The sequence below is a fragment of the Nodularia sp. LEGE 04288 genome (genome assembly GCF_963896525.1).
Taxonomy (GTDB): domain Bacteria; phylum Cyanobacteriota; class Cyanobacteriia; order Cyanobacteriales; family Nostocaceae; genus Nodularia.
In genome coordinates this window covers 20,043-35,780 of record NZ_CAWQOY010000141.1, presented here as the reverse complement: position 1 = coordinate 35,780, position 15,738 = coordinate 20,043, and the positions used below count along the sequence as shown (strand labels likewise).

General features: G+C 41.6%; 15 protein-coding genes. 10 read left to right on the top strand and 5 right to left on the bottom strand.

What is annotated here, in order from left to right; genetic code table 11:
- Window positions 1-869 precede the first annotated feature (869 nt).
- Window positions 870-3,392 (top strand): cell division protein HetF, encoded by a 2,523-nt coding sequence (gene hetF / locus AACX33_RS20245; RefSeq protein ID WP_193998404.1) that lies wholly within the window; start codon window positions 870-872, stop codon window positions 3,390-3,392.
- Between the two features lie 101 nt (window positions 3,393-3,493).
- Here hetF and AACX33_RS20240 read toward each other — a convergent pair whose 3' ends face one another.
- From AACX33_RS20240 to AACX33_RS20230, 3 genes are all read right to left on the bottom strand, one after another.
- Window positions 3,494-4,072 carry a peroxiredoxin gene (locus AACX33_RS20240; RefSeq protein ID WP_193998405.1) on the bottom strand — a complete coding sequence of 193 codons (579 nt, stop codon included), beginning with the start codon at window positions 4,070-4,072 and terminating at the stop codon, window positions 3,494-3,496.
- A gap of 32 nt (window positions 4,073-4,104) precedes the next feature.
- Window positions 4,105-4,371 (bottom strand): regulatory protein SipA, encoded by a 267-nt coding sequence (gene sipA, locus AACX33_RS20235; RefSeq protein WP_193998730.1) that lies wholly within the window; start codon window positions 4,369-4,371, stop codon window positions 4,105-4,107.
- 262 nt (window positions 4,372-4,633) lie between these two features.
- Window positions 4,634-5,098, bottom strand: coding sequence for a P pilus assembly/Cpx signaling pathway, periplasmic inhibitor/zinc-resistance associated protein (locus tag AACX33_RS20230; protein WP_193998406.1), 465 nt, complete (start codon window positions 5,096-5,098; stop codon window positions 4,634-4,636).
- A 197-nt stretch (window positions 5,099-5,295) separates the two neighbouring features.
- Between AACX33_RS20230 and AACX33_RS20225 the strand changes: the two genes are divergently transcribed.
- The 7 genes from AACX33_RS20225 to AACX33_RS20195 all read left to right on the top strand — a co-directional run bounded on the left by AACX33_RS20225 (window position 5,296) and on the right by AACX33_RS20195 (window position 11,083).
- Entirely contained in the window at window positions 5,296-6,510 is a 1,215-nt protein-coding gene (locus AACX33_RS20225) for a sensor histidine kinase (RefSeq protein WP_193998407.1), read from the top strand.
- Window positions 6,507-7,169, top strand: coding sequence for a response regulator (locus AACX33_RS20220; protein WP_193998408.1), 663 nt, complete (start codon window positions 6,507-6,509; stop codon window positions 7,167-7,169). Before AACX33_RS20225 ends, AACX33_RS20220 begins: the two co-directional genes overlap by 4 nt.
- 542 nt (window positions 7,170-7,711) lie before the next feature.
- Entirely contained in the window at window positions 7,712-8,083 is a 372-nt protein-coding gene (locus AACX33_RS20215) for a roadblock/LC7 domain-containing protein (RefSeq protein ID WP_193998409.1), read from the top strand.
- A gap of 302 nt (window positions 8,084-8,385) precedes the next feature.
- Complete coding sequence (locus AACX33_RS20210) at window positions 8,386-8,925, top strand: GTP-binding protein (RefSeq protein ID WP_193998410.1); 540 nt, start codon at window positions 8,386-8,388, stop codon at window positions 8,923-8,925.
- 34 nt (window positions 8,926-8,959) lie between these two features.
- Window positions 8,960-9,814, top strand: coding sequence for a DUF4388 domain-containing protein (locus tag AACX33_RS20205; protein WP_193998411.1), 855 nt, complete (start codon window positions 8,960-8,962; stop codon window positions 9,812-9,814).
- A gap of 158 nt (window positions 9,815-9,972) precedes the next feature.
- Window positions 9,973-10,431 (top strand): hydrocarbon-binding protein, encoded by a 459-nt coding sequence (locus tag AACX33_RS20200; RefSeq protein WP_193998412.1) that lies wholly within the window; start codon window positions 9,973-9,975, stop codon window positions 10,429-10,431.
- A 97-nt stretch (window positions 10,432-10,528) separates the two neighbouring features.
- Entirely contained in the window at window positions 10,529-11,083 is a 555-nt protein-coding gene (locus AACX33_RS20195; protein ID WP_193998413.1) for a protoglobin domain-containing protein, read from the top strand.
- A 94-nt stretch (window positions 11,084-11,177) separates the two neighbouring features.
- Here the strand turns inward: AACX33_RS20195 and AACX33_RS20190 are convergent, their stop codons facing one another.
- Window positions 11,178-11,603 carry a nucleoside deaminase gene (locus tag AACX33_RS20190; protein WP_193998414.1) on the bottom strand — a complete coding sequence of 142 codons (426 nt, stop codon included), beginning with the start codon at window positions 11,601-11,603 and terminating at the stop codon, window positions 11,178-11,180.
- Window positions 11,604-11,690: 87 nt separating this feature from the next.
- Here AACX33_RS20190 and AACX33_RS20185 point away from each other — a divergent pair, with 87 nt between their 5' ends.
- Together AACX33_RS20185 and AACX33_RS20180 are read left to right on the top strand one after the other, a co-directional pair.
- A complete protein-coding gene (locus AACX33_RS20185) occupies window positions 11,691-12,491 on the top strand; it encodes an ion transporter (protein ID WP_193998731.1) in 801 nt (266 codons plus the stop codon).
- Between the two features lie 214 nt (window positions 12,492-12,705).
- Window positions 12,706-14,145, top strand: coding sequence for a histidine kinase dimerization/phospho-acceptor domain-containing protein (locus tag AACX33_RS20180; RefSeq protein WP_193998415.1), 1,440 nt, complete (start codon window positions 12,706-12,708; stop codon window positions 14,143-14,145).
- A gap of 84 nt (window positions 14,146-14,229) precedes the next feature.
- On the opposite strand, the gene AACX33_RS20175 is transcribed toward AACX33_RS20180, so the two are convergent.
- Window positions 14,230-15,720, bottom strand: coding sequence for a UDP-N-acetylmuramoyl-L-alanyl-D-glutamate--2,6-diaminopimelate ligase (locus tag AACX33_RS20175; RefSeq protein WP_193998416.1), 1,491 nt, complete (start codon window positions 15,718-15,720; stop codon window positions 14,230-14,232).
- Window positions 15,721-15,738: the final 18 nt, after the last annotated feature.

Genomic DNA, 15,738 nt, shown 5'->3' with positions numbered 1-15,738 from the left:
GCAGCTCATCTACCATCCTCCGGAGAAAATGCTGAGAAATTTTTCAAGGCACAAAAAAATCCCCCAACAAGTGTTAGCCAGTCAGGGGAGTTAGTTATCAGGGTGCATCTACTAATTTAATCTTCGCAGCTCATTTACCATCCTCCGGAGAAAATGCTGAGAAATTTTTCAAGGCACAAAAAAATCCCCCAACAAGTGTTAGCCAGTCAGGGGAGTTAGTTATCAGGGTGCATCTACTAATTTAATCTTCGCAGCTCATCTACCATCCTCCGGAGAAAATGCTGAGAAATTTTTCAAGGCACAAAAAAATCCCCCAACAAGTGTTAGCCAGTCAGGGGAGTTAGTTATCAGGGTGCATCTACTAATTTAATCTTCGCGGCACATCTACTATCCTCCGGAGAAATTTATCATGATTATGGTTACTGTTTACCAAGCATAAAAATACCCCAACAGGTCTTAGCCAGCTAGGGGAGTTAATTATCAGGGTGCAATCTTCCAGAGTTAAGCCTCATTCTCCGGTTATTACCTGCTTGAGATACCTCCTCGTCCTCAAGTCCGAGGATTCCTTGACGCTTCATCGGGTCGATGCTCCCAAGGTAGTCTTACCATCCCTCCACGTCGGTGTCAAAATCAAAAAAACCCTCAGTAGACATTAGCCGACTAAGGGAGTTGAAGATCAAGGTGCATCTACCAATAAAATTTTCTAGCCAGGTGCCAGCTAATCCGGATAAACTTATAGCCGAGGCAGCAAAACAACTTGGTTCAGAAACATTCAGTAGCAGGATGCATCTAAGGTATCAGAAGGAGCGAAAAATCGAATTGAAACTTTCGCGTTTCAAACTAGATTTAGGAGGCGAACAGAAAAAGTTGTGACCCAGGAATTTCACATTTCCGTAACCCCAGTAGGGCAGAATGACTACTTGGTGCGGACGGAACAAGTCGCGCCTGGGGTGCCATTGGCAGAAGAACTGGTAACTTGGCCTGTAGCTGAGTGGTTGGCATCTGCTGGACATTTAATGAATGATCCACTGAAATCAGTGTTGCAGGGAGAAGCCATTGCCAGAAACTCTGTGAATCTGGTGGCATTGGGACAGCAATTTTATAATGCACTGTTTCAAGGCACTCTCAGAGACAGTTGGATTACTGCTCAAGGTATTGCCCAGAATCACCAACAAATACTGCGTCTACGTTTGGGGCTAAAAGATATCAGGTTAGCACGTCTGCCGTGGGAAGTGATGCACGCAGGCGATCGCCCTTTGGCTACTGGCCCTTATATTGCTTTCTCTCGCTACCAAAGCGGAATGATGGCAACATCTCGTGTGCCATCCCGAAACAGACCAGCACTACCAGAAACTGGTGGAGTGAAAGTCTTGATGGTGCTGGCTTCCCCTCCTGATCAAGTTCGCCTAGATTTGCTCAAACAAGAAGCTATTCACCTCCAAGCGGAACTTCACCGTCAAACGGCACGAACTGATGAAAGTGGTAATAATTTTCCAGATATTGAACTGACCCTGCTAGACCAACCAGGGCGCGAAGAATTAACCCAAGCTTTAGAACAAGGAAGATACCAAGTTCTCCACTACTCTGGTCATAGTAACTTAGGTCCGAACGGTGGACAAATTTATCTTGTCAGTAGAAGAACTGGCTTAACCGAAACTCTTAGTGGTGATGATTTAGCAGGCTTGCTGGTTAACAATAATATTCAAATGGCTGTGTTTAATTCCTGTTGGGGAGCATACACTGCTACATCTGATCCCGTTGGGGATATGACGGGTGAACGTAATTTGACAGAAAGCCTGGTGAGGCAGGGCATTAGGGGCGTTTTGGCAATGTCCGAACGAATTCCCGATGAAGTAGCGCTAACGTTGACACAATTGTTTTACCGCAACCTCAGCCAGGGATATCCTGTTGATTTGTGTGTCAGTCGGGTACGTCAGGGATTAATTTCGGCTTATGGTTCTCACCAGAGTTACTGGGCGTTACCGATTTTATATCTCCAACAAGATTTTGACGGTCTTTTGTGTCCAGAAATATCTTTAAGTGCTGACTCACTCAACGGTTATAGTCATCATCGGCCTTTGAAGGTAAATCCCACTGCGATGTATTTTGCCACGGCAGATGATGCCGATATAGCTTTACCGATTGATGAGATGATTCCTTCTGGCTTAGGTCATGATTCTTCAGGGCTAGATTGGCTAGGTGAAGAGACCTGGGGCGATTTAGTGGATGAAATTGAGTCTGATGATGATCCTCACTATGCAGAAGATTCGGCTTTAGTTTCGGATTTGTTTCGTCAGCTAGATCAGCAAAAAGCCGCAAATGAGCAATTTTTGCTGCATCGGGGACTTGTGCAACCGATGAAAGACAACCAAGTTCCCGAAGATCCGGCTGCGGAAGATGTTGCGGCGCTGGATCAGCAAGTAGATTTATGGCGAGAAACGCCAGAAACTGTCAGTGAAGTTAGTCGAAATTTTACACAAGATAGGCAGAAACCTCCTTTAAGGGAGTCATCGCCACCAGCCCCATCCAGTCCTCGACCTCGTACTCGTTATCAACTGCGGCCTATTGTCGGTATTGTGGGCGCAAGTGCTTTAGCGATCGCCATGATTATGGGCTTGGGTTTGTGGTGGCAGAATCGACAATCATCATTTACATCTGAAATACCGCCAATTTCTACCCCGCCTCCATTCCGCGAAGGTCAGCCAGAAACCGACATCACAAAGGCGGCGACTGGAATTGTGACAGCCCAGGCTACAGACAAATTAAGTCGGGGCGATTTGCCTGGGGGGCTGGTAGCGGTGGCAGAATTGCTGAATCGTGGGGCGCTATCGGCTGCTGAAACTTCGCTGAATTTAGTTCCCCAAAATCAACTTAATGATCCATCTGTTAACTTTTTTAAGGGGAGATTAGCGTGGCAGTTTGTCCAGATTGGAGATCCAAAATACAGTATTGATGATGCCCGCCGTTATTGGGAAAGTGCTGTGAAATCTCAACCAGATTCGCTTTTGTATAACAATTCCTTGGGATTTGCCTACTATGCAGAAAATAATTTAAATCGTGCTAATAATTCTTGGTTTAAGGCTTTGGATTTAGCTCTTAAACAGCAAGATACAGATTCTACTGTCCTCGTAGCGAATAAGAGGAAATTGTCTGAGGACGCTTTAACTTCCTATGCTGGGTTAGCACTGGGGCTGTATAAATCGGCATCTAATCAATCTGCTGTTAATAAACAAAGACAATATCTTAATGAAGCAATTAAGTTGAAACAAATGGTGATCACTAATGATCCTGTGAATTTCCAGGTCAATGAATTGAGTAAAAATTGGTTGTGGACAGAAAAGGCAATTGAAAACTGGCGATCGCTCCTTCAGAAAAAAGCTGAGAATAGATGAGGGAGAGTGTCAAACAAGAGGCAGGGGAGCAGGGAGCAGAGGAGATGAGGAAAGGCAGCGGGGTTAGGCACTGCCTCTTTGGTTACATCCTCAATTTATGGTTATGAGGCCGATAGCTCGCGTGGTGTAGCCATAGACTGCAATTTGTCAAGTTGCGCCAGAACTTCTGTACTGTGGACTGATGGGTTGACCTTCAGAAAAGTCTCACGCAAAATTCCTTGGGGATCAATGATAAAGCTATGGCGCATCGATACCACACCAATCCAAGAACCATAAGCTTTGCTGACTGCGCCAGTGGTATCCGCTAATAGAGGAAATTTTAGCCCCTCTGAATCACAAAATTCGGCGTGGGAATCAATATCATCAGCACTAACACCAATAATCTGAACGTTTTTTTCGATGTATTTGGGTAAGTCTTGCTGAAAACGACGAGCTTCAATGGTGCAACCAGAAGTAAAATCTTTGGGGTAAAAATAGAGAACTACCCACTTACCGCGCCAGTCAGAGAGGGAAATTGTGCCATCACCTGTGTTGGTTGGCAAAGTAAACTCTGGTGCTGGCTGATTGATTGCGGGAAGTTTACCACCCATAGCATCAGCAGCTGGGGTCAGATGCAACCAACTGATGACGGCAAAACAACTGACAAGTAATATATTTAAAAAATTGCGTCGAGAAATCATGGTGCAGACCAAAATGACAACTTTACACAAGTTTACAATTCTTGGTTACCTTGTTCTCCTTCCAAGTCAGATTCGGGAGTAATATCTGTACTTTCTATATATTGGCTATCCAAAAGAAAATTTCCTTTTGTAAAGTGTATCCCCCAATATCCTCCAGGACGGCGATCAAGGACTGTACCCTCTTCGCCGATGCGAATCACATCCGGGGGGCGTAGCATGGGCATGGGGTCTGCGGTTTTAACGTAGGGCGGTAGTGCGACAACTTTGACTTTACTACCAATGGCAAATTCTTGAGACATCTTAATCAAGCTAGGAGTTTTAATTAACTCATAACTCATAATTCCTAGTTTTTACCAGGTATTGACCTAATTTATGATTTGCTGTGTGGGAAATGGGAAAGGGAAAGGGATGGCATGATTACCCCTTTCCTCATCTTCTGCAAGAAGTCTGTTAAATATCAAAAATATTGGGCAAATTAGTGAAGAAGTCTGTGATCTGGGTAATGAGATGGGCAACTTTGCCCACCCCAGACTTTTTCAGTTGAAGGGGAATGGGTAGAGGTTATTGAGAATTGCGTTGCTGACCACGCGAGCGCATATTTTGGCGCATTTCCTGCATTTGTTGACGCTGTTCAGGGGTCAGGACTGCTTGCATCTGTTGTTGAGATGATTCCTTGATTTGGCGCATTTGAGTTTTCTGTTGTTCAGTCAGATTTAAGTTAGCCCAACCCTTTTTTCCTTGTCCTTGTTGCCCTTGTTGACCTGCTTGCTTTGCAGCTGCCAATGTTGCTTTTTGTTCTGGGGTGAGAATTGCCTCAATTTGGGCGCGAGTATTGCTTTTAATCGTCTGCATTTGAGCTTTTTGGGCTTCTGTTAAATTCAAGCGTTGCCAAGGACCACCTTTTTTAGCAGTTTGTGCCATTTGTAGAGGTGAAGAGGATCTCATTTGTGCTTGAACAGCAAAGGGTAATGCAGTTACAGTTAAGGCAATTGCTCCAGCTAGCACTGATAATGGCTTGAGTTTCATGGATTACTTGGTGATGTTTCTTGTTTTGGATGTCACCATCATAAAAAATCCCTAATCACAATGACATGAGGATAAAGTCATGATTACACCCATGACTAAAGTCATGACCAGTCATGCAGAATGTGACTGGTAATTCTCTATAAACTAGAGTGAACATATAAATTATTTACACCTGAATTATCAAAATTTTATATCCTATGAGTCGCCCTATTCAAATTAACAATCATCCTTTTCGGTTTTTGCTGTATTTGGAATGGGTCTTACTGGCGATCGCTGTTTTGACAGCTGCACTACCATCGCCTTCTCCTCGATTTAGCGCTAGATTCCCCGAACTGACTATTTGTAGTCTAATTATTTTTGGGATCATGGGTTTACGATTACCCACGAGTAACTATTTAAGTAAATTAATCTATACAGGATGCGAAATTTTCTTGATTGTCACCACTGGATTTTTTGGGGGGCGCATTGCGAGACTTTTTCCTTTTCTCTACATAATTTTAGTAACTCGTAGTTGCCTAATTTTTCAATTACCTGGGAGATTGTTAGTTACAGGTATATCGTTTAGTTTATTTTTGCTCACACTCAGATATCGCTTATTTAAATCGCCTCTCTCATTACCGCCTCATGCACAAGAACGCTTTCGGTTTTTTCCCCTCAGCTTGGCACTGATATTCGGCTTAAGTTTAATTTTTATCTTACTGTTAATGAATACTGTGATATCTGAACGGCAAAGTCGAGAAAAATTAGCTATTGCTAATGCCAAACTACGTCAATATGCCTTGAGAATTGAAAATCAGGCTACTCTAGAAGAACGTAATCGGATTGCTAGAGAAATACATGATTCTTTAGGACATTCTTTAACAGCTTTAAATTTGCAATTAGAAACAGCTTTAAAATTATGGCAATCGAACCCGGCTAAAGCTCAAATATTTTTAGCTAGAGCTAAAGAACTTGGTTCTAAATCCCTAAATGATGTTCGTGAGTCTGTTTCTACTATGCGTTATAATCCTTTGCAAGGCCAAAGTCTAGAACAGGCGATCGCTATTCTTTTAGAAGATTTTCAACGTTCCCATAATATTTCCGCAATTTGCCTGATTAATCTAGAATATGCTCTCGCATCTGAGATTATTATCTCTATTTACCGGATTATCCAAGAATCCTTGACAAATATTTCTAAATATGCTGAAGCATCAGAAGTAAAACTAGAAATTACCACAATTAAAGGGCGTTTCTGCTTGATAATTGAAGATAATGGCAAAGGTTTTGATCTGATGCAAAATACTACTGGTTTTGGACTGCAAAGTATGCGCGATCGCACCTTAGCACTAGGAGGCGAATTTCAGATTAATAGTCAGCCTGGTTCTGGTTGCCAAATTATAGTTTATATTCCCTTATTGAGCTTGACAAGATGATTAAAGTTTTACTGGTAGATGACCAAAACTTAATTCGTCAAGGATTAAAAGCATTATTAGAACTAGAACCAGATTTAGAGATTGTCGGTGAAGCCGAAAATGGCGAACAGGCGATTAAATTGAGTCAACAGCTACAACCTGATGTGATTCTCATGGATATCAGAATGCCGATCATGGATGGTGTTGCAGCTACACGAGAAATTCAAACACGTTGTCCAGAAATTAAAATTCTAGTTTTGACAACTTTTGATGATGATGAATATGTCAAAGCGGCCTTACAAAATGGCGCAATGGGTTATTTGCTCAAAGATACACCATCAGAGGAGTTAGCTGTGGCTATTCGTGCAGTTTATAAGGGATATGCACACTTAGGCCCTGGAATAGTCAAAAAACTTGTCACTCAGTTTTCCACGGTTACAGCCACCCAGTCACCGCCAGTACCACCAAGCATGGCTGAACTGACTCCCAGGGAAAAAGAGGTTTTGCGGTTAATTGCGATCGGTGCTAATAACCGAGAAATTGCCCAGCAACTTTATATATCTGAGGGGACTGTGAAAAATCATGTCACCAATATTTTAAATCGGTTAAATTTGCGCGATCGCACCCAAGCAGCTATTATAGCCAACACATTTTTAGATTATTTAGAGCAAAATAGCTAAAAAAATCCCCAAATATTTGCTCGTGAGCCAACAATTAGAGAACTTAACTTTTCTTAATTAAACATGAGTAACTACTCACAAAAAATTAAATATAACTGCCTTTAAGATAATAGCATACTCACATTTTTTTGGTGTTATCAGCAGAGAATTGCTGCTCATTCATCGCTATCCATAGAATATACTTAATGAACATTTGTAATATTTTAAATAAATACGTATTTCCTCGGTATGAATTTAATATTTACTTAAGCATAATTAAATCAGGTAGATAACTGATTTGAAAAAAGATTTATTTCACCATTTCTACTAGTTTTACGATTGTTTGAACGCAGATTTTAATGTTGAAGCACCTACACATTCTATAAGTGCAAGATGTGAACAAACAACGCATCCTGGCTTCGAGGTAAAAATCACGCAGTAGTTGAGTTTAATTCTTAGGGGTAACCGAAACATCAAGCGATAGCAGAGAATTTTCTGATGAAGAATTTGTCAGGCTACAAATTCAAATATTACTAATTTTTAAAACAACGGAGAATAAAAAAATGGCAATCAATGCGGAAAAGCTGAACATGATTTTGCAGAATTTTGTCACCGCAACAGCTGACGTTCAGGGAGCAGCACTAGTGACTCCTGACGGTCTACCTTTAGGGACAAGCTTACCCGGTGGGATGGATGAAGAAAGGGTATCAGCAATGTCAGCTTCTATGCTTTCTTTGGGCGAACGTATTGGGCTGGAGTTATCTAGAGGGAATATTGACCGCATATTTGTTGAGGGTAATAAGGGCTTTGGCATTCTCACTGGCTGTGGCGAAGAAGCTGTCTTGCTCGTCTTGGCTCGTGAAACGGCTAAACAGGGAATACTGATGTTAGAAATTAAGCGTGTTCTCTCAGAACTCAAGCTGATTTTAATGTAATTAGCGTCTGAGTCCATAAAAGCTTCCCTGCACTGTCAGAGATCAGTTTTAAGTAGTTAGACATGGTTAAATAGCCCAAAAATTCCTAGTTAGTAGTGAGTGATTCTTCGCTGAGATCCAGAATGATCAGGACTTGAGTCCTAACTACAAACTTTAATTTATTTACAACTAGCTACCGATGGCAATTCTGTGCATTTATCAGCCTATTATCCTAAGTCTTGTGAACAGGTAACTACCAAATCACAACTTTAAATGCAGTTCCCAGTGATGAATCATTCTTTGTTTGTGTACGGATTAAAAACATGGAAAATATGCGCTTGATTGTCACGGGAACTGTCGGTGCTGGTAAGACTACTTTCATCCGTTCTATCAGTGAGATTGAAGTAGTAGATACAGATGCTATAGCAACTGATGAAACAGCTTTGCTGAAGCACAAAACTACTGTTGCTTTTGACTTTGGGCGGTTACAATTTAGCCCTGATATGGCTTTGCACCTTTATGGTACACCTGGTCAGTCGCGCTTTGATTTTATGTGGGATATTTTGATTCGTAAGGCTCACGCTTATATTTTATTGGTAGCAGCACATCGACCGCGAGATTTCCGTCAGGCGCGTAAAATTATGAATTTTATGAATCAACGGGCGCAGATTCCCATGATTATTGGTCTAACCCATACTGATTCTCCCGATGCTTGGTCTGAGGAAGATGTGTTTCTAGCTCTGGGATATGAGGATGAGCATCAGCTACCCCCGATTGTGAAGGTTAACCCAATGCAAAGAGATTCTGTAGCCAATGCGGTGATTGTTTTAGTACACCATTTAATGCAAAGTTGTGTAGCTTAATTCACATTTTTAACCAGTTAAGAGAAGAAATATTATGGCTATTACTGGTAATTTTACAGATTTTTCTTTGCCGGAACTACTTCACTTTTTAGATCATGGCAAAAAGACAGGAATACTTGATATTGAGTTACTGTCTGAGAATAGTAAAATACAACATTACTATATCTGGCTACATCAAGGTCGTATAATTGCCGCAGCTGATCGGTTGGATGAAAAAGGTCTGACATTAATGATTGCTCAACGGGGCTGGATCAGCGAACGTGTTATTTCCAGAGTGACTCATATCTGTCCCACTTTCATCAACACACCTCTGGGGCTATCCTTAAAGTCCCAAGGATTGTTACAACCAGAACAACTGAAACTGCTATTTAATACCCAAGTCATCCGACAAATATCTAGCTTATTTCAAGTCGAGGATGGTTTGTTTACATTTAAACCAACCACAAATTTGCCCATAGCAGAGATGACGGGTCTGAGCATGACAGCTACTGAGGTGATACTGTTGGGCTTGCGATCGCTACGAAGCTGGAAAGCTTTCGCAGATAAATTACCAGATTCAACTTCAGGGTTATCAAGTTTGATTGCAAAACAGCCTCAGATTCCACTCAATCCCCAGGAATGGCAATTGTGGGAATTTGTCAACGGTCAAATTTCCCTACATCACATTGCTACTCATCTGAGAATATCTGTAGAAACTGTGCAGCAAATTGCCTTTCGGCTGATTGTCGTTGGTTTAGCAGAGGAACATTTTATGGTTGCTACTTCAACATCTAATTTGGCAAATTCCACTCCCCCAATTACCTTAGCAGCCGTGCAACAACCTCCCGAAAAACCAAATCTAAGTCAGTCATTTTTCAAAAGCTTAGTGAGTTTCCTCCGAGGTAAATAGTTAAACATCTAGGAAATTCAATACCTGTAATTGCGCCAGTACCAAAACCTGCTCAAAAACCAGCGGTTAGTCAATCATTCCTCAAAAATTTAGTCGGTTTGCTACGAAGTAAAACTGCTTAATTACTATCCACAATCTTCAACTTGGGAATTAAAATTATGTCCCTATTACGTAAAGAATTAGGCGATTTTAATAGTATTGTCTGCTTTAAAGCTGCTATTATAGGGATGGAAGAAGCTTTGGGAGAAAAAGCTACAGCTATTGCCCTGACTACAGCCGGTCGTGCTAGGGGCAAAAAGTTAGCTGAAGATTTAGGTTTAACTTCAATGTCATTAGATGATGCGGCTGCTAAATTGAAGCAGGCTTTTGGTAAGGATGGAACTTGTTTATGTATAATTGAAAAAATGGTTTCTGAAGGTGAAATCATTAAAATCTATACTTCTGAAACAGTTTGTTCTGCTGGTGAATCCATGAATTCCCCCCGTAAATGCACTTTTACGCTGGGTGCAGTTTGGGGTGCTATGGAGGAAGTAATTGGTCAGCGATTCAGAGGAGTACATACTGAATCAGTCCTCAGAGGTGGTACTCATGATGTGTTTGAATTCACTCCTTTATAGGAATACCAAATTTTGAGAAAGGTTGATACTCTATCCTTTCTTTGACTATCAACAAAAGTTAATTAAATCTACACCTAAATATTTTTAAGGATTAGTTATGGCTATTGAACCTCGCGCTTTTTTGACCACAATGGAAACTCGTATTGGTCTGACTGCTGAAGATAAATCTGTAATGCAAGCAAATACAGATTGGGGAAAAGCGGTTGCTGAAGAAATGGCAAATCATTTTTATGATTTCCTCGGACGGGATGCAGAAATGAATGGCATTTTGAATGCCACTGAGGGACGAGTTCATCGCTTACACGCCACCTTTATTGACTGGTTTAATCAGATGTTTACAGGTATGGATAATTGGGGTGATGAATATGCAAAGTGTCGTTGGCATATTGGATTAATTCATGTGAAAATTGGTATTGCTCCTCAGCACGTAGTTCCCGCAATGGCAGTTGTCGTTGATAAAGTTGGTAAAAAACTCAAAGCTGATGGTAAACCAGATGAATTAAAAGATGCCTTAGCTAAAATTTGCATGATTGATTTAGCTTTTATTGAGCAAGCTTATGTAGAAGTTTCTACATCTGCTGTATTGAGAGAAACTGGCTGGTCAGAGGCTTTGTTTAGGCGTTTAGTCGCAACTGGTGCAGCGTCTTTGTAAGTTGTGGTGCTAACTGCAAGAGATACAAATTAGTTAAATAATCATCTGTCTTAGGGTATGTTAACTTAGTTAAACGTACCCTAAAAATTTAAAATCAATTAAATAATTCCAAACATTCATTCTTTAAAATACCCCGTGTTACTTTGATATTTTTAAATGATTTAGCAATCACCTCTTCACAGGAAATATCAATTTGTGATTGGTTGACTGAGATTAGGTCTTGAATTGAAGCACCATAGACAATTTCAGATATACCTGTCCACACACAAGCCGTGGCACACATGGGACAAGGTTCGCCAGTTGTATATATGCTATAACCTTCTAAAGAAGGGTTTTGAAGTTTAGCTGTTAAACTACGAATAGCGTTGATTTCGGCATGGGCTGATGGATCGCTATCTCGATTGACAGTATTATGAGCTACAGCGACAATTTCTTGATCTTTGACAATCACCGCACCATAAGGCGCATCTCCTTTTTTAGCTTCTTCTAGTGCGATCTGCATAAAATATTCTGGGTTCATCTGAATTTGGCATTTTCCAAGGATAAATGTGAGTAATATTGTATTTATTGTACTGTGATTTATGGGTAATGTATTAAATTGATGAATATGTTACTAAGCAGAGAACAAACAGAATTTTATCTCAAAGACTTGGAAACACCAACGGGTAAAGCTATAAATTTAACACTTGCCGCTTTGGTGTTACTATCATCAGGTATTTTTGTAGCAGAAACTTATAATATTCCTGATGGGATTCGCTTATATTTGGATGCTATCGATACTGCAATAGTGATAATTTTTGCTGGGGAATATGCACTGCGCCTGTGGAGTGCTGAAAATAAAATTACGTATATTTTTAGCGTTTACTCAATTATTGACTTAATCGCAATTTTACCGTTTTTTCTGAGTGCAGTTGATTTTAGATTTATTCGTCTATTGCGATGGTTTAGAATTTTAAGATTAATTCGGTTGATAGATAGAAAATTTTTATTTGGTACGATCACTACGGAAGATGGGGTGATATTTGCCCAAATTTTATTTACTTTATTTGCAATAATATTTGTTTACTCTGGTTTAATTTATCAGGTGGAACATCCCATTAATCTTGATGTTTTCGCGACTTTTTTGGATGCGTTTTATTTCTCGATTGTGACTATGACTACTGTGGGTTTTGGTGATGTGACACCTATTTCTGAATTGGGTCGCCTGCTCACAGTATTGATGATTTTAACAGGTATTGCCTTGATTCCTTGGCAAGTGGGGGATTTAATTAAGCGATTGGTGAAAACTGCTAATCAGATAGAAACAGTTTGTTCAGGTTGCGGTTTGGTTTTTCATGATCTGGATGCTGGGTTCTGTAAACGGTGTGGGACTAAGTTATCTAATAGATTAGGGAAGTCGGGTAGTTAATGTGACAATTTAAGGAGCGATCGCTATTTTTGGCAGTAAAATCTGGTACACATTCAGCGATCGCGCAATTTAAACTCTTAACAGGGGAAATTGCACCTATATTGTTCGGTTCTACCACTGTCGCTAGGACACAAAAGAATATAACCTCATAGGTAGTAGTGAAATGCCTAATTTAAGCGCTGTCAGTCGCTCTGAAATCGAGGGGTGAATACCTGTGTATCAATGGATATTACCAAGCCTGAGTGAAATTTTAGCCGAAAGTCAAGGAACTGTGGCTGAATGCTCACCAACCAAAGCAGAGCGACAGTGGTGCGTCAGTTTAGCCGCAACGGAACAACTGCTAATCAATACTTTAGGTTCAGCTTCACCTGATGTTACCCAAGGTTTAGTGTTAGCTGCACCAGCACCTCTATTTAGTCAGCCAACATTAGCTCAAAGCTTGCAAACTGTTACTTTTACGGCCAAGCCATTTAATCCCTTAGCACTGATGCCATTTCAGATGCCTACGGCGATCGCTGTAGCACATCAAGAAACGGTTCCCCACGAATCAGTGTTACCTTTACTACCAGCCGATCCCCTGGCCAGGGAAAGGTTTTGTTTGGTTTTTACAGACAAATTTAGATTAGTCCTGATTTTAAAAGAAGACAAAAACGGTGATAAAGCATTTTCATTTTCTTTTGATCCAGAGGTAGTTTATAGAAGTTGGCGATCGCTCGGTGCTAGAGTCATGCTGACTAATCCCGAATTTTTTGCTGAACTGGATACATTAGTCCAAAAGTATTCTCCAGTCGCACCAGATTACCGCACCGTAGTTCAGTTTAGCCAGTTGTTACTTCAGGGATTGACAGAGCCAGAAGCACATAAGGAAGTATTAGAAACTACTGGAGACTGCGGACATAAAACTGAGCCTAAAACCCAAATACCAGTCCCCGATGTCGAATTACTCCAAGCTTTTGCTCACGAAGTTCGCACACCCTTAACCACAATTCGCACTCTGACTCGCTTACTACTGAAACGGCAAGATTTACCTGCTAAAGTTACCAGTCGGCTAGAAATTATTGATCACGAGTGTACCGAGCAAATTGACCGGATGGAGTTACTGTTTAAAGCAGCAGAATTAGAAACTTGTCCCTCGGTAAAATCTCCCAATACTCAACTGACACCGATGTCTTTAGATCAGGTGTTGCGGCAGAGTGTCCCCCGTTGGCAACAAGCGGCGCAGCGGCGAAATTTGACCTTAGATGTGATTTTACCGCAGCAACTGCCCACAGTGGTCAGTAACCCCAATATGCTGGATCAAATCCTCACTGGTTTGATGGAGAATTTTACTCGTAGCTTACCCCCAGGGAGTCATATTCAAGTGCAGGTGATTCCGGCTGGTGACCAACTAAAGTTACAATTATCCCCTCAATTTCATTGCCCAGGAAGCACCCCAGCCAACGGTAGTGTCACACCACCAATTCGCAAAGCTCTTGGTCAACTGCTGATGTTTCAACCAGAAACAGGTACGATTAGTTTAAATATTGCGGCAACTAAGCATCTATTTCAGGCTATTGGCGGGAAGTTGATTGTACGCCAACGCCAACATTATGGGGAAGTGTTAACTATTTTCTTACCTTTGGAAGTTAGCAGTAAGCAAAAGTTAAGGCTTTGAAATATAGAACCTCACCCCCAACCCCTCTCCTTGGTAAGGAGAGGGGGGAATTTTTAGTTAGGATAGGGGGGAGTTTGGCTAAAATTAACTTTGGATACTGAGTTTTTCCTGTAAAGCGTCTCGTGCGTGTTCTCGGTCGTCAAAATGAATTTTTTCAGTGCCGAGAATTTGGTAATCTTCGTGACCTTTACCAGCGAGTAATACTCCATCACCGGGTTGTGCTTGTAAAATTGCTGTGCGGATAGCGATCGCGCGATCGCATATGACTGTAGGTTTAGCAGTATCAGGGATTCCCGCCAAAACATCTTGTAAAATCCGTTCCGGGTCTTCAGTCCGGGGATTGTCTGAAGTCAACACCGCGACATCAGCTAACTCAGCCGCAATTTTACCCATTTTTGGGCGCTTAGTGCGATCGCGATCGCCTCCACAGCCAAACACACAAATCATTTTTCCCGGAATAAACGGCCGTGCAGCTTTGAGCAAATTCTCCAAACTATCAGGAGTGTGGGCATAATCTACAATCACACTAATTTCTTGCTCAGGACTAATTTGTACCCGTTCCATCCGTCCAGGAACCCCAGGAAACTCAGGTATCGCCGCCGCCACAGACTGCAAATTTAGTCCTAAGTGTAAAACTGCACCCACAGCCGCCAAGAGATTTTCTAAATTGTACTGTCCAACCAGGGGAGAACGAAAAGCCACATCACCCTTTGGTGTATGCAACATTCCGCTAACTCCATTCGGCTCGTAATTTAAATTACTCATCCACAAATCAGTGCTGTGATTATTGACGCTGTAACTCCAAACACGTTCTGAACTTAAGGACGCAATTAAACGCTTACCGTAGGCATCATCAGCATTAATAATTGCCCGTCCCTTGAGATATTCAGGACTAAATAACAACGCCTTCGCTGCAAAATAATCCTCCATATCACTGTGATAGTCCAGATGGTCTTGAGTGAGATTACTAAACACCGCCACCTCAAACTCACACCCCAAAACTCGACCTTGCGCCAAAGCATGGGAACTGACTTCCATCGCCCCAAACTCACAACCAGCATTCACAGCTTCAGCTAGCTGCTGTTGTAATTCCACCGCAAAGGGCGTAGTGTGAACAGCAGTTTGTTCAAAACCCGGCCAACGAGTGTAAAGAGTTCCCATCAAAGCCGTAGATAGATGGGCTTTAGTCAGCAGAAATTCAATTAAATGAGTAGTCGTAGTTTTACCATTAGTACCAGTCACACCCACCAGCTTGAGTTTTTTTCCTGGATAACCATAAAAAGCACCCGCTAATTGGGCGCAGGCTTGAGTCATATCTGCCGCACTCACAACCACAGCCTCACCACTGGGAGGATTTTTCTGGACAGCTTCCGGTGAAACAATAGCCGCCACAGCCCCAGATGCGATCGCACTTGGCCAAAAATCCCCACCATCTACACGCGTTCCCGGCATTCCAATAAACAAATCACCCACACCGCAAGCATGAGAATTCGTCTTCAAACCCTGAATTTCCGCATCCGCCAAAGCCGGATAATCAACACCATCGACAGCAGCCAGTAATTCCCGCAATTTCATCTAGTGAACCTCGTCACA

Coding starts and splice junctions, on each gene's coding strand:
- AACX33_RS20240 (WP_193998405.1), bottom strand. CDS start 4,072: ATGATTTCTCGACGCAATTTTTTAAATATATTACTTGTCAGTTGTTTT.
- sipA (WP_193998730.1), bottom strand. CDS start 4,371: ATGTCTCAAGAATTTGCCATTGGTAGTAAAGTCAAAGTTGTCGCACTA.
- AACX33_RS20230 (WP_193998406.1), bottom strand. CDS start 5,098: ATGAAACTCAAGCCATTATCAGTGCTAGCTGGAGCAATTGCCTTAACT.
- AACX33_RS20225 (WP_193998407.1), top strand. CDS start 5,296: ATGAGTCGCCCTATTCAAATTAACAATCATCCTTTTCGGTTTTTGCTG.
- AACX33_RS20220 (WP_193998408.1), top strand. CDS start 6,507: ATGATTAAAGTTTTACTGGTAGATGACCAAAACTTAATTCGTCAAGGA.
- AACX33_RS20215 (WP_193998409.1), top strand. CDS start 7,712: ATGGCAATCAATGCGGAAAAGCTGAACATGATTTTGCAGAATTTTGTC.
- AACX33_RS20210 (WP_193998410.1), top strand. CDS start 8,386: ATGGAAAATATGCGCTTGATTGTCACGGGAACTGTCGGTGCTGGTAAG.
- AACX33_RS20205 (WP_193998411.1), top strand. CDS start 8,960: ATGGCTATTACTGGTAATTTTACAGATTTTTCTTTGCCGGAACTACTT.
- AACX33_RS20200 (WP_193998412.1), top strand. CDS start 9,973: ATGTCCCTATTACGTAAAGAATTAGGCGATTTTAATAGTATTGTCTGC.
- AACX33_RS20195 (WP_193998413.1), top strand. CDS start 10,529: ATGGCTATTGAACCTCGCGCTTTTTTGACCACAATGGAAACTCGTATT.
- AACX33_RS20190 (WP_193998414.1), bottom strand. CDS start 11,603: ATGAACCCAGAATATTTTATGCAGATCGCACTAGAAGAAGCTAAAAAA.
- AACX33_RS20185 (WP_193998731.1), top strand. CDS start 11,691: ATGTTACTAAGCAGAGAACAAACAGAATTTTATCTCAAAGACTTGGAA.
- AACX33_RS20175 (WP_193998416.1), bottom strand. CDS start 15,720: ATGAAATTGCGGGAATTACTGGCTGCTGTCGATGGTGTTGATTATCCG.